The 13,162-nt window shown below is 65.6% G+C and carries 15 protein-coding genes; 6 read left to right on the top strand and 9 right to left on the bottom strand.

The annotated features are described in order from the left end of the window. Nucleotides 1-151: 151 nt before the first annotated feature. Both RIV14_RS05495 and RIV14_RS05500 read right to left on the bottom strand, forming a co-directional pair. Entirely contained in the window at nt 152-1,006 is an 855-nt protein-coding gene (locus RIV14_RS05495; protein ID WP_075373015.1) for a rhomboid family intramembrane serine protease, read from the bottom strand. A 185-nt stretch (nt 1,007-1,191) separates the two neighbouring features. Further along, complete coding sequence (locus RIV14_RS05500) at nt 1,192-1,713, bottom strand: peptidylprolyl isomerase (RefSeq protein WP_070658920.1); 522 nt, start codon at nt 1,711-1,713, stop codon at nt 1,192-1,194. A 177-nt stretch (nt 1,714-1,890) separates the two neighbouring features. On the opposite strand from RIV14_RS05500, the gene RIV14_RS05505 reads away from it, so the two are divergent. Continuing rightward, a complete protein-coding gene (locus RIV14_RS05505; protein ID WP_070658909.1) occupies nt 1,891-2,436 on the top strand; it encodes a hypothetical protein in 546 nt (181 codons plus the stop codon). Between the two features lie 136 nt (nt 2,437-2,572). Here RIV14_RS05505 and RIV14_RS05510 read toward each other — a convergent pair whose 3' ends face one another. Further along, nucleotides 2,573-3,334, bottom strand: coding sequence for a Rossmann-like domain-containing protein (locus tag RIV14_RS05510; protein ID WP_075373016.1), 762 nt, complete (start codon nt 3,332-3,334; stop codon nt 2,573-2,575). Between the two features lie 550 nt (nt 3,335-3,884). On the opposite strand from RIV14_RS05510, the gene RIV14_RS05515 reads away from it, so the two are divergent. The 5 genes from RIV14_RS05515 (at nt 3,885) to RIV14_RS05535 (ending at nt 9,173) form a co-directional block, all read left to right on the top strand. Continuing rightward, nucleotides 3,885-6,521 (top strand): CshA/CshB family fibrillar adhesin-related protein, encoded by a 2,637-nt coding sequence (locus tag RIV14_RS05515; RefSeq protein ID WP_075373017.1) that lies wholly within the window; start codon nt 3,885-3,887, stop codon nt 6,519-6,521. Between the two features lie 136 nt (nt 6,522-6,657). After that, nucleotides 6,658-7,200 carry a helix-turn-helix domain-containing protein gene (locus tag RIV14_RS05520; protein ID WP_075373018.1) on the top strand — a complete coding sequence of 181 codons (543 nt, stop codon included), beginning with the start codon at nt 6,658-6,660 and terminating at the stop codon, nt 7,198-7,200. Between the two features lie 49 nt (nt 7,201-7,249). Then, nucleotides 7,250-7,471 (top strand): PLD nuclease N-terminal domain-containing protein, encoded by a 222-nt coding sequence (locus RIV14_RS05525; protein WP_075373019.1) that lies wholly within the window; start codon nt 7,250-7,252, stop codon nt 7,469-7,471. Then, on the top strand, nt 7,471-8,385 hold the full coding sequence (locus RIV14_RS05530; RefSeq protein WP_075373020.1) for an ABC transporter ATP-binding protein: 915 nt from the start codon (nt 7,471-7,473) through the stop codon (nt 8,383-8,385). Before RIV14_RS05525 ends, RIV14_RS05530 begins: the two co-directional genes overlap by 1 nt. After that, nucleotides 8,385-9,173, top strand: coding sequence for an ABC transporter (locus RIV14_RS05535; RefSeq protein ID WP_075373021.1), 789 nt, complete (start codon nt 8,385-8,387; stop codon nt 9,171-9,173). The genes RIV14_RS05530 and RIV14_RS05535 overlap by 1 nt, the downstream gene beginning before the upstream one ends. A gap of 51 nt (nt 9,174-9,224) precedes the next feature. On the opposite strand, the gene RIV14_RS05540 is transcribed toward RIV14_RS05535, so the two are convergent. The 6 genes from RIV14_RS05540 to RIV14_RS05565 form a co-directional block, all read right to left on the bottom strand. Further along, nucleotides 9,225-10,073: an AraC family transcriptional regulator gene (locus RIV14_RS05540; protein WP_075373022.1), complete on the bottom strand. Its 849-nt coding sequence runs from the start codon at nt 10,071-10,073 to the stop codon at nt 9,225-9,227. Further along, nucleotides 10,070-10,519 (bottom strand): GyrI-like domain-containing protein, encoded by a 450-nt coding sequence (locus tag RIV14_RS05545; protein ID WP_075373045.1) that lies wholly within the window; start codon nt 10,517-10,519, stop codon nt 10,070-10,072. The genes RIV14_RS05540 and RIV14_RS05545 overlap by 4 nt, the downstream gene beginning before the upstream one ends. Before the next feature lie 65 nt (nt 10,520-10,584). After that, nucleotides 10,585-11,556 carry a quinone oxidoreductase family protein gene (locus RIV14_RS05550; RefSeq protein WP_075373023.1) on the bottom strand — a complete coding sequence of 324 codons (972 nt, stop codon included), beginning with the start codon at nt 11,554-11,556 and terminating at the stop codon, nt 10,585-10,587. Nucleotides 11,557-11,952: 396 nt separating this feature from the next. Then, on the bottom strand, nt 11,953-12,453 hold the full coding sequence (locus RIV14_RS05555) for a MarR family winged helix-turn-helix transcriptional regulator (RefSeq protein WP_075373024.1): 501 nt from the start codon (nt 12,451-12,453) through the stop codon (nt 11,953-11,955). A 1-nt stretch (nt 12,454) separates the two neighbouring features. Further along, the gene (locus RIV14_RS05560) at nt 12,455-12,658 is read right to left on the bottom strand and encodes a helix-turn-helix transcriptional regulator (RefSeq protein ID WP_075373046.1); all 204 of its coding nucleotides are present in this window, start codon (nt 12,656-12,658) and stop codon (nt 12,455-12,457) included. Continuing rightward, complete coding sequence (locus RIV14_RS05565; protein ID WP_075373025.1) at nt 12,655-13,044, bottom strand: hypothetical protein; 390 nt, start codon at nt 13,042-13,044, stop codon at nt 12,655-12,657. The genes RIV14_RS05560 and RIV14_RS05565 overlap by 4 nt, the downstream gene beginning before the upstream one ends. Between the last annotated feature and the right edge of the window lie 118 nt (nt 13,045-13,162).

Here is a 13,162-nt window from a genome sequence, read left to right on the forward strand (position 1 = left end):
CACCGGCAGCCACCACAGTCACCGGGCCGGCCCCCTCCGACAAGCCCAAGCAGCAGCCCTCCCCTCCGGCAGACCCACCCAGGCGGTGTCTTGAGAAGTCATGACACCCGAAACTCCCAGAAGTCATGAGACAACACAGGGGCGGTGTGTCTCAGGCGAGAAAGGCCCGAAGCAGATCGAGCCCCACCAGGGCCACCGCGACCGCGATGGTTCCGGCGATCCCCACAGCCTGCCGCTTCCCCCGAGGAGCCCAGGCGTAGATCGCCGAGACGATCCCTCCGACAAGAAGCCCACCGAGGTGCCCCTGCCAGGAGATGTTGGCCCCCAGGAAGGAGATAACGGCGTTGATCGCCACCAGCGCCACGATTCCCGAGGTGTCTCGCCCAAAACGCCGCTGCACGATGAACAGGGCCGAGAACAGACCGAAGACCGCTCCCGAGGCACCCACTGTCAGCGTGAGCCAGGAGTCCGTCTCCGGCCAGGAGAGCCAGTAGATCATCGTCGAGCCGCCCAAGGCGCTGAGCAAGTAGACACAGGTGAAGCGCCACCGCCCGAGCACCGGCTCAAGAGCAGCGCCCAGCACCCACAGGGCCCACATGTTGAAGCCGAGGTGCATGTAGTTCGCATGGAGGAAGGCGGTGGTCAGGAACCGCCAGGGCTCAGAGGCGGCCAGTGCCGGCACGAAGCCCAGGCGGAGCTCCAGCGACCCCATCCTCACCTCGGGGAGGAAGACCTGAAGCGCGTAGACGACGACGCACAGGCCGACGAGGATCTTGGTGACCAGGGCACCGGAGACCACGTTCCCGCCCAGGAGCGTGCGCGTCTGACGTCGACCGGCTTGAGCCTGACGAGCACAGTCCACACAGTGCACCCCCACGGAGCTGGGTACCTGGCAGGCGGGACAGGTGGGTCGGTCGCAGCGCTGGCAGCGCACGTAGGCCACCGTGCTCGGGTGGCGCGGGCACACCGGTGGTGCCTGTTGCGCGAATGAGTTCATCGAGGTCATCGGATACTCCTGTGCGGATGATCGGGGCTGGCGTGTTGGAACAGGTGGACCGGATACGATGACGCCGCCGGGACGCGGGTCCCGGCGGCGTCACAGAGGCGAATCACACCAGATTCCAGTGGTTCGGTAACAGTGCGGTGGCAGGCCCCTCGTTGCCGAGCAGCCGCCTCGTCCCCTCCTGGGAACTACTCGGTGATGTCCACCGAGGTGATGATGACGTCCTGCACCGGGCGGTCGCGCGGGTCGGTCTCCACGGCGGAGATCGCGTCGACGACGGCGCGGGAGGCCTCGTCGGTGACAGCACCGAAGATCGTGTGCTTACCCTGAAGCCACTCCGTGGGGGCGGTGGTGATGAAGAACTGCGAGCCGTTGGTGCCCTTGCCCAGGCGGCGGCCGGCGTTGGCCATGGCCAGGACGTAGGGGGCGGCGAAGGTCAGGGAGGCGTCGATCTCGTCGTCGAAGACGTAGCCGGGTCCTCCGGTGCCGTCACCGAGCGGGTCACCGCCCTGGATCATGAAACCCGGGATGACGCGGTGGAAGATGACGTTGTCATACAGCGGGGAGTGGGACTCCGTGCCGGTGCGTGGATCCGTCCACGCCTTCTGGCCGGTGGCCAGCCCCACGAAGTTGGAGACGGTCTCAGGAGCCTGCTCGGGGTAGAGCTCCAGGCGGATATCACCGAGGTTGGTGTGAAGAGTCGCTTCCATGAGTGCCATGGTGGCACGGTCCCGACCCCATCGGCATGAACCCCTAAGCGGCGTGCGGTGCTGTTCACCCCAGGCAAAACGTCTGGACATCGTGTGGGCCAGGCCGCGCAGGGGTGCGACCATTGGTGCACGTTGCACAACGACCGTCTGTATCCGTTTCCAACCTGGGAGGCAACCATGCCCTGCCTGATGAAGACATGCTGCGACAAGAAACTCGACACCGCTCATCTGCGCAAGGAGGCAGCATCCCTTGCCGGATCCGTCGTTGATCAGGCTGAGAAGGCTGCCCTGTGGGCTGCTCCGCACGTCAGCAAGGCCGCCGAGGGCGTGGCCCGCGCCGCCAAGGACGCACAGGAGCGTCTGGAGCCGGTGGTCCACGAGGCCCGTCACCGGGTTGTCGAGGACTACATCCCGCGTGCGCAGCGCGCCGCCGTGGCTGCCCAGGCTGCCGCGGGTACTGACGGTACTCTGACAGAGCGCGCCCAGCGCGTGGCTGTTGCCGCAAAGTCCGCCGCATTGGAGGTTCCCGTGAAGAAGCAGAAGAAGCACCGCGTGCTCAAGACCCTGGGTTGGCTCGCCGTCGCCGGCGCGGCCGCTGCCGGCGCCTACGTCGTGTGGCGTCGTAGCCAGCCGGTTGAGGACCCGTGGGCCGAGGAGTACTGGGCCGACTCCACCGAGGATGAGGCCGGCTACGGCATCAGCCCCGAGGACGCTCAGGCCTGACGGCCCCCTCTGAATTCACGACGGCGCCGCACTGGATATGACCTAGTGCGGCGCCGTCGTCATTCCATTTGTCATTCCCTGCCGCTGGGGCGTGACCGGCCTCCACCGGCCGGCCCCGGTGGCAGCGGCAACCGGTTCAGGCCCGATGACGGTGCACCCGGAAACCGGGGCCGATGTCGCCGGCCGGGACCATCTCGGCCAGGGAGACGGGGTCGCTCAGTGACCTTGCCGCGACGAAACCGGTGATGGTGTCCACGCCGTAGTCGAGGAGTACCGGGTTGAGCGGCGTCGACGGCCCCACCAGGACGGTGTGCGCCTGGCGGGAGAGCTCGATGAGGCGCGGCGCGGTCTTGTTGACGAAGCTCGATGAGGAAATGAAGACGACGTCGCACTCGGGCAGGATGTACTCGCAGGCGCTGTCCGGCCAGTCACCGGGCTGAAGGTTGCGCTCAAGGCAGATGTACTCACCGGCGCCGGCCAGGGCGGCCTCGGCGAAGGGGAAGTGCCCGATGACCGCGACCCTCTTGCCGGCGATCATCTCCTGGTAGGGGTCGAAGACCTGGCGCCAGGTCAGTCCCTCCCCGGTGGGCTCGAATCCGTTGGCTGCAGCCGTCTGCTCGCGCGAGTACCAGGAGTTGATGGCGGCCTGGCCGATGCTGGCCTCAGCCAGGTTCCAGGACTTCGCCAGGGCGCCGACGTCGCGCAGCGCCCGTCCGTCGAGCGGCCCGTCCCCGCTGAGGGCCGGGCGGCTGCGCACATCCATGGTCCAGGCCGTACCGACGCCGCCGGCGGAGTTGAGGACACGGCTCCAGCGGGGCCCCTGGCCCGCCGTGCGCACGACGACGTCGTCAGGCAGTCCGTCAAGAAGCGCGTCGTAGATCTCCCATGGCTGTGACATGACCTCATCCTTCCGCGACCGAGTGGTAACTGAGCCTGGCCTATCCTAAGCAGTCCCGTCCGACGGCGCAGCCCTTCACCCCAGCGCCTCAACGACTCCTCACGGCATCACGTCAGCGCAGACAGAACCGAGCACCGCCGCCCACACGATGAACCTGTACCCATGACCGCCCCAGAAGAATACCGATACGTCACTTTCCAACCGAGGACGTCATTCATTGATGACACTCAATCGTGATATTTATTGCTGTTGAGTTACAGGAATCTTACTGTGTCTCTCTGTGGAATTCCGTAATGCTACCGTGTCAAGGCCCATGCCCCTTAAACTGAGGTAGCGTTTCATGCTTCGCCGATTCTTCGTCCGCTCACGCCGGCGGGAACTGACGTCATCATGTCAACCCTCATGCCAGTCTCACCAGAGACTGAGGAGCGGCGCCGCGATCTCGGTGTTCGCGCTGATCGCTGCCGCACTGGGTCCTGCAACGCTCCTGGTTCCCCCGGCCGAGGCCATTCATGGCAATCCTGCCGGAGGATCGGGAAAATACACTCAGGTGATCGACTGGATCGACTGGACCGAGATGACCAATACCTTGCCTGGAAAAGGCACGATGGTCCTTCCCGATGGGCGCACCGGCGTGGTCTGGTCGGCTCCTTCACGGATCTCCGGTGATATGTGGCGCACCAGTCGCTGCACCATCTCCAATGTGCGTACCACTGCCGTAGGAAAGGATGAGCCGGGCCTGCCCACGGATCGGGGCCTGAGTGTCGGATACCGACCGGGTAACTGGCGGGGCGACGGCCTGTCTCATCTTTACAACGACGGCACCAACTACACCGCCGGGGTTGCCAAGAAGCCCCAGATGACCTCGTCGAACCTGCCTGTGGGTATCGCCAACCTGAGGGACTCCTCCACGCAGCAGTTCCAGGTCGAGTGCAGCGCCTACCTCGTCACCTCCGCCTCCCAGCCCGCGAAGAGCCAGCTGGAACGTCTCCCCAATAAGGTGGAAGTGCCCATGGAGGGCATGGTCTTCGCCGATGCTGAGGCCTCCAGCTGGCACATACCGAACGGCCAGAAGGAGTACATCTCCGTTTCCCCGATCCCCTACGTCGCCTCTGAAAGCGTCACCTACCGCCTGTTGGAGAGCGCCCGGACACAGGGGTGCATCACAAACTCCGTCGTGGGCAAGGTCTCCGTCTCCACACCTGTTGGCGATAGGCCCGGCCTGAAGTTCCGCCCGGACGACGCCGAGTGCAGTGCCAAAGTCCCCAACGGCTACGGTCCCTCCTCGGTCATGCTGCTGAGCAACATGCGCAGTGGCTATGTCGAGATCCACGGAGGCGGTCGGGGCGCCGTCGCCCTCGGCGTCGTCTCCTACATGGACTACGGCGACGCCCCGGAGAGCTACGGTGTCGCCGGCAGCGTGTTCCAGCCCGCCTGGAGCGGCGGGGAGCTGTCTGACAACGGAGAGCGCAACATCGCCCGCGGCAAGACACCGTATGAGGGCGACGCCGGAGACTGGTACAACCTCAGTGAGGCGGCGGACCGGAGGAACGTGGCCACCACGAACTCCGCCGTCGTGCGCCTGGGTGCCCTGACGGACAACGATGACAGCGTCGCTCACAGCGCTGACGCCTCGAGGGACGACACCACGGATATTGATGATGAGGACGCCCTGCCCGCTGGCTGGGACCGCGTCATCTGGACCGACATCGGCAAGAAGTGGAGCCAGGAGATCACCTGCTCGGGCAGTAACACCAAGATCGCCGGCTGGGTGGACTGGAACCGGGACGGCGTCTTCTCCGCCGGTGAGCGCTCCGCGGTGACCTCCTGCTCCAGCGCGGGCAAGGCCACCGTGACCTGGACCGTCCCCCAGGACGCCAAGCGGAGCACCATCAATGGCAACGGTGCCGCCACCTTCATGCGTCTGCGCATCACCGGTCGCCCGCCCAACGGTCAGGCAGCCGAGGACCCTCAGCCCACCGGCATCACGGTCAACGGTGAGGTCGAGGACCACCAGGTGCAGGTCCAGCTGCCCAACCTGACCATGGTTAAGCAGGTGGACAACACCGCGGCCGGCTCTCTGGGCCTGTCCGCCAAGGACTGGACGCTCACCGCCACTCCCAGGAGCGGTAAGACCGCCTCAGGCGCCGGTGGCTTCGACGCCGCTTACCTGCCCCAGGGCCAGACGGTGCTGTCGGAGTCCTCGTCGTCGCCCAAGTCCGCCGGGTACAAGGCCACCGTCTCCTGCGTGCCGCACCCGAACTCGGATATCAGGACTCCATCATCGACCGTCAACACCGCCTCCAAGACCCTGGATCTGGCCACCGGTGAGTGGATGCAGTGCACGATGATCAACACGGCTCAGCCCGGACAGGTCATCTGGAGCAAGGTCGACGACGCCGGCAACCCCCTGGCGGGGACCGTCTTCACTCTGTCCTCGCCGGCGCTCAACGGCGGCCGGAAGGAAGTGACCGACTGCGTCGCCGCCGGCGGCAAAGCCACGTGCCCCAACGGCTCGGTAGACCAAGACCCTCGTGCCGGGTACTTCAAGGTTGTGGGGCTCACCTGGGGCGAGTACTCCATCACCGAGACCCAGGCGCCGGCCGGCTACCACCTGTCCAGCACCACCGTGACCAAGACCCTGGACGGATCAGCGCCCGCTGCCAGCAGGGACGACAACACCCCCACCCTCGACCTGGGGCAGGTCACCAACACCCGGATCAAGGGATCGGCCACCTGGACTAAGACCGATGAGCGCGGCAACCCCATCAAGGGCGCCCAGTGGTCGCTGATTCCCGTGGACTCCAACGGTCGGCCTCAGCCGGATCAGGCCCGCACCATCACCGACTGCGTGGGCACCTGCGCCCAGGGCGGCCTGGACACCGATGCGAATCCCGGAGCCTTCACGCTGGCGGAGCTGGGTTACGGCTCCTACTGGCTCATTGAGACCAAGCCGCCAGTCGGCTACGTCCTGGACGCCACCCCCCGCACCATCACCATCTCCGCCCAGGGACAGGTCGTGGCGCTGGGCAAGATCTCCAACCGCAAGTCGGCGGTGCCCGCCATCCCCTTCACCGGAGGGAGCGCGGCCGACACCTTCCTCATCGCCGGAGGGGCGGTGCTGGGGATCACGGTACCGGTCATGCTGGTCCAGGCCTACCGACGCCGTCGGGCCGGTATGGACTGACGAAAGCCCCGTGAGGGAGTGATCCTCCCAGCGGATGAGCACGGCTGACGGGCTGCCGATGCCGAAGCATCTGCAGCCCGTCAGCCGTTTCCGCCCCCACCTTTGCTTTCAGTATCGATACTGATACTGTTCGGGTATGGCCTCCTCCGCACTGCTGCACCCGGTTCGTCTGCGCATCATCCAGACACTGCTCGCCGACGGCGACCTCACGCCTCATCAGCTACATGCGCACCTTGTCGACGTCCCCATCGCGACGCTCTACCGGCACGTCAACCACCTCGCCTCGCACGGGCTCATCGAGGTGGCTCAGGAGCGGCAGGTCCGGGGGACCAGTGAGAAGACCTATCGAGTCACCCCTGGAATGGCCAACCCGACTCCGCAGGATCTCGGCTCCTTGAGCCGCGAGGAGCTCATGACGGTGTTCACGGTCTTCACCACCGGACTTATCGGCGACTTCTCCGCGTACATCCGCGACGGCGATCGTCCTGATCTCACCGAGGACCGGGTGAACTTCACCCAGGCCAGCTTCTGGGCGACCCAGGCCGAGGTCGACACCTTCCTGGACACCGTGTCCCAGGCCCTGCAGAACCTGCTGGGGAATCAGCCCGGAGGCGACCGGCGTCGTCGGACGCTGACCACGGTCCTCATCCCACGGCCCGACGGCGAGCAGAGCGACTGACCACCACCCCCTTCCCATTCATCCCTCACCGAGAAAGCGAGCCGTCATCGTGAACGCTCCTGGCCATCCGGCCATCTGGATCCCCGTCATCGTTCTGGTCGCCATCGTGGTCGTGGCATGTCTGATCGATATCGTCAGACGCTCCCGCGTCAAGCACCTGCCCAAGGCGGTCTGGGCTCTTATCGTGGTGCTCGTCATCCCTCTTGGGGCGGTGGCCTACCTGGCCCTGGGACGGGACAGCAGAACAACGCTGAGTGACGGAGATCTGTGATGCCTCCCGGCACCGCTGTGCACGTCAGTCACCTGAGTCGGGTCTTCGCCAATGGAGCCGGGATCCATGACATCTGCCTGGAGGCCCTCGACCAGTCAGTCACGGCAGTCATCGGGCCCAATGGCGCCGGTAAGACCGTTCTGTTCAGCGTGATCGCCGGCCTGTGCCCGGCTGATGAGGGCGACGTCGAGGTCACCGACGGCCGGACAGTGGCCTACTGCCCGGATGTTCCTCAGTTCGAGTCATGGCTGACGGCAACCGAGATCGTGGAGACCTCCTTGGCCCTCTCAGGCACCTGCGGCGACATCAGTGTCCCCGAGGCATTGGATCAGTGCGGGCTGGCCCGGGTGGCCGAGCGGCGGGTCGCCGACTTCTCCCGAGGGATGCTGCAGCGCCTGGGGATCGCGGCAGCACTCGTTCTGGACCCGGGTGTGCTGATCCTGGACGAGCCCAACAGTGCCCTGGATCCCGTCGGCCGCGCCGACGTGCGCCGTCTCATCCAGGAGCAGAAGCAGCATCGGTGCATTCTCCTGTCCAGCCATCTGCTCAGCGAGGTCGAGCAGCTGGCCGACCAGGTCGTCGTCATCAATGAGGGGCGCGTCATCTCCCAGGGCACGACGGCGGATCTCCTCACCTCGAGTCGACAACCCTCCTGGACCCTCAGGTTCCTTCATCCCTGTGAGCCCGGCGAGCAGGCACGTCTGACGACGAGGCTGAACGAGGCGTTCCCCAGCGGTTCCTTCACCACACCGACCACAACCACCTGCACGGTCCGGTTCCCGAGCCTCGAGATGGGGACGGCCCTGCTTCCCCAGGTCATGGAGCAGGTGGACCTCCCCATGCTCGAGGTGACGCTGACGGGCCGCGACCTCGACGCCTCCTTCGCCAGCCTCGTCACCGGACAGGAGTCCTGATGCCCACTTCACCTCGGCTGGCCTCAGCCCACTCCGTCAGAGCCTCCATCGCGAGCTCTCTCGTCGTCGAGCTGCGCCGGCTCATACGCTCCGGGCTCGGTCTCGGGGTACTCGTGGCCTTCGCCTTCTTCGGGCTGTCCAGTCCGGCTCTGGCGATCTACATGCCTGAGATTCTCGGCGCCGCAGCGAGCAGCGACCAGCTCACGATCTCGGCCTCGCAGGCCACACCGGCCGATGCCGTGTCCCTGTTCAACCAGTCCGCCATGCAGCTGGGACTCATTGTGACGGTGGCAGTGGCGATCACCTCAATAGGTTGGGATACGCGCCCGGGCTCCTCGATCTTCTACCGGACCCGGGTACGCCGGTTGAGCACCGTGCTGCTCCCACGTCTGGCCGTCGACTGGCTCGTCGCATGGGCAACGTATTCGTGCGGTCTGCTCCTCACCGTCGTCGTGACTTCCGGCGCGATCGGACACCCGCCTGTCGCCATGGTGGTCAGGACGTGGGTGGCCAGTAGCCTCTATGTCGTCATGGCGATGAGCATCGGCCACCTGCTTGCGGCCGGCCTGCGTCGGACGACGACGGCCATCGCCCTGACCACGCTCCTGGTCCTCGTGCTGCCGGTGATGAACCAGGTACCGGGAATGTCCCGCCAGCTTCCCACCGCGCTGCTCCTGCCGACGGGGCTGCATGCGATGCCAGTGATCGCGGCCCTGGTCGTCATCGCACTGTGCACCGTCGGAAGCGTCCTCATCGCCAGACGGCAGACGCTCCGGCGAGACGCCTAACGGCACTCGTGAGTCAGGACGATCTTGATGGGCCGCATCAGGCCAGATGCCTCACAGGAGCGGCAGGAGGATGTCGGTGACAGCGTCGACAGGCGGGGTGGTCGCCGGGTCGGTGAGGTACTCCTCGATGACCGGATGGTCTCGCGGCTCCTCGCCCGAGCTCGGCAGCCACTGACCGTAGAGCCACAGGTAGGCGGCATGCATCGACGAGTACGGGCCGATGTAACGCATGATCGCGTACCGTCCGTCCGGCACCATCCTCTCAGCAAGGCCGTGGGGAATCTTCGTACCGGGGTCGACGACGGTTCCAGCCGCCGAGCGCAGATCAGCCGGGGGAACGGCATCGGGATCGTCCTCATAGATGGCAACCATCAGACTCCCGGAGCCCACACGGTCTCTGACTCGGCTGAACGCCCGGCCGATATCCATATAGGAACCACGGTGCTCGGATACGGCAAGTCGATAGCCGCGGCGAGTCTCCACACGAACCGCCCACCCCGGGTCCTGACTCACCGACGACATCGATCCCGAACCACAACTCGTCACTGGTGAATCGATCGATGCCGGGCGTCCACCGATGCGGAATCGGCTGGGAGTCGTCCTATATGCGCGGAGAAAGGCTCGACTGAACACTTCGGTGCCGGTGAACCCGGCTTTCCAGGCGATCCGTTCCACCGGCCACGAGGTCTCTGTGAGCATGGCGGCAGCCCGCTCCAGACGGAGACGGCGTACGGTCTGAGCGGCCGTCTCCCCGCGCACCGCCCGGTAAATGCGGTGCCAGTGATAGCGGGAGAACCCGGAGACGTGAGCGAGAGTCTCCAGGCTGAGGTCGTCGTCAAGATGCGTGTAGATGTAGTCGGTGACAACGTCGAGCTGGCGTTGGTACTGCTCAGCCCTCATGTGTCCGAAAGAACCCCGATGGACAGGTGAATCGAGCCGTCCGGAGCGTAGTACTCGTAGTCAGCACGATAGTCACGGGTCAGGTCCTCGCGGGCCCAGACATCCACCCACGCGTCATAGACACTCTCCGGCCGAGCATCGGCCAGCGTGACGATGTCGCGAGTGGAGTTCGGGATCGTCACAGTCACCTGGCCAGGGGGAACCGGACCTCCGACCTCGATACGCCTGCCGATAACGAGGGTGTAGACACCGTCGACATCGTCACCGGGAGTCTCGTAGTCGGTGTAGACCGCATAGATGCCGCTGCCGACGCCGGGCTTTTCGAGTACGAGAAGCCCGGCGTCGGCAGCGGCCCGCCAGTGAGGAGGAATGGTGCGGGCCGCTTCTCGGTTCGATGTCCGAAGAGGCAGGCCAACGACGTCGAAGGAGCCGATCGTTTCTCTCATGCGCACCATGATGCTCATATGGCGCCCAGAACTCACCGACGATTCTTGCGGACCTGGACGGTTCGTCAGTCTTGTGAGTAGGTCAAGACGATCTTGCCGGTGGTGGTTCCCGCGCGCACCGCTGTGATTGCCTGCGCGGCCTCCTGGATCGGGAGGCGGTCGGTGACGTGGACACGGAGCTCTCCGGAGGCCACGAGCTCCACCGCGCGCCTCAGGTGGCCGCCGACGAGTGCCGGATTTGCCTGGCTGAAGGCCCCGAGGTTGAAGCCGATGACGCCGATGCCCCGCAGCCACAGCGACGTGGTGCTCACCTGCTGGTCCTGCGCCTGGGAGGCGTCCCCCAGAGCCAGGAGCCGTCCGCCCGTGCGCAGCAGGTCGAGGCTGCGCAGCCTGGCCGGGCCGGCCACCGGGTCGGCCACGACGTCGAACTGGGCGGGGTCGGCCTCCGCGAGATCCTCGGTCAGCCAGGCCTCGTCATAGCCCAGATCCAGGATCTCCTGGCGCTTGGCCTCGCTGCGGGTGACGCCGACAACGCGGCCCGCACCGAGCAGCCGGGCCACCTGGCCCACCTGTGAGCCGAGACCGCCGGCGGCAGCATGGACCAGCACGCTCTCGCCGCGGCGTAGGTGGGCGATCTCCTCCAGGGCGACGAGAGCCGTCGTCGAGTTGGCCGGAACCGCCGCGGCCAAAACCGGATCGAGTCCCGCCGGGAGCGGTGCCACGAGCTCCGCGGGAGCCACAGCGACCTGCCCGTAGCCGCCACCTCCGGTGATGGTCAGGGCAACGACGGCATCCCCGACCCGATAGCCATCCACCCCGTCGCCGAGAGCGCGGACTCGACCGCTCACCTCCAGCCCGGGGGTCCAGGGCAGGTCGATGGGCACGAGGCCCTCGGTGAAGAGCGCCTCGACGTAGCCGACGCCGGCATGGTCCACATCCACGGCGATCTGACCCGGTCCGGGCTCGGGAGTGGGGGCCTCCTGGTAGCGCAGCCCGGACGCCGGGCCATCGAAGCCGACGATCTGCATGGCCTTCATGGGCAACACCTTCCTGTATCAGTTATCAACACTGTATCAGATACCTGATACTCGATACGGGATAGCCCGCTGGTCGACAGCAGCCACGTGAGCGCCATCAGGAGCCACAACAGGACCAAGAATGTCCAAATCTGTGACAAAGGCTTGGATCGTCGCCGGCAAGCGGGAGTGAAACCGCATGATTCCAAGGTTCTCGTTCATACGGTCTGGAGACCTTTGGTCCTTTGTCACAGATTTGGACACCAACGAGCTGATTCCCCCATGAACCCGGTGTAGCCCACCCCGCCCGTAGCTCCGACATTGCGACATACCCAGAGGTTGAGAAGATGCGGCACCCCGTCTCACTCGCATGATCGTTACGGATCCGGGGCCGGGAGTCCTCCTACCTGTCGGCCTCTACTCGGCTTCGAGGTCGTCGCGCAGGAGGGTGGTGACTCGGCCGAGCATCTCGGTGAGCTGCTGGCGCTCCTTAGCGGTGAAGGCCTCAGCCATGCGTTGCTCGATGCGGCGGGCGACCTCGTCGGCGCGCAGTACTAGGACCTCGCCCTCGGGCGTGAGTGAGGCGATGAGGACCTTGGCGTGGTCGCAGGAGGGGCGGCGGGTGACAAGCTGCTTCTGCTCCAGCTTGGCAATGACCGTGGCCATCGTCTGCGGAGTGACCGCGGCGGCCCTGGCCAGCTGGGCCGAGGACTGCTCGGGCACGTAGTACAGGGAGAGCATGGCGGCGTACTGGGCCACTGTGAGGCCGAAGCTCCTCAGGGCCTCGGTCTTGGCGGCCATCATGGCCTGTTCGGCGGACTTGATGTGCAGGCCGAGCCGTACCCCGGTGTCCTCGATGAGCTCGCGACGTCCTCGCCTCGGGGGCGGAATGTCCACGGTGCGGCTCACGGCGCTCATCCTAGGAGGCGTTGTCATCGGGGAAGAAGATCTCCTCGATGGTCAGACCGAAGACGCGCGCAATGGCGAAGGCCAGGGGCAGGGAGGGGTCATAGCGACCGGCCTCCAGGGCATTGACCGTCTGGCGGGAGACACCCAGCTCCTCTGCGAGGCGGGCCTGAGTCCAGCTGCGCTGAGCGCGCAGCACCTTGAGATCATTTCTCACCGGTACCGCCAGGTGGACCACAGCATCCCGACACCGAAGAAGAAGGCCCATATGGCGCTGACCCATATGAGACTGACGCGAGGAGCCCCCACCTCCTCCAAGAAGCTGTAGGCGATCGACGTGATCACCGTCCCCGCTGCAGAGATGACGAGCGCCTCCATCACCTTCCGCGCCTGCATCTCATCCGCTTCCCGGGCTAATCGCATCATCGCCCACGCACAGATGACAACACCAACCATGGGAAGCAGTGCGACGGCGAATCGCCACGGATCGTCTTCCATGGATCGCGCCCATCGCAGGCCGACCAGAACTCCGACGGAGTACAGAACCGCGCCGACAGTGAATCGAATGGAGTAGGCGATACCCGCCTTACGCTCGATAGTCATGGCTGCCTTCCGTCCATGGAGACAATGAAACGGATCAGTTGCCCGTGATCGACCAGGTCAACTCTGACCACAACCAAAATGATAAAGCAACCTTGTCATTGCGTCAAGGTCGCTTTCC

Source organism: Actinomyces acetigenes, from assembly GCF_031296635.1.
In the GTDB taxonomy this organism is placed as follows: Bacteria; Actinomycetota; Actinomycetes; order Actinomycetales; family Actinomycetaceae; genus Actinomyces; species Actinomyces acetigenes.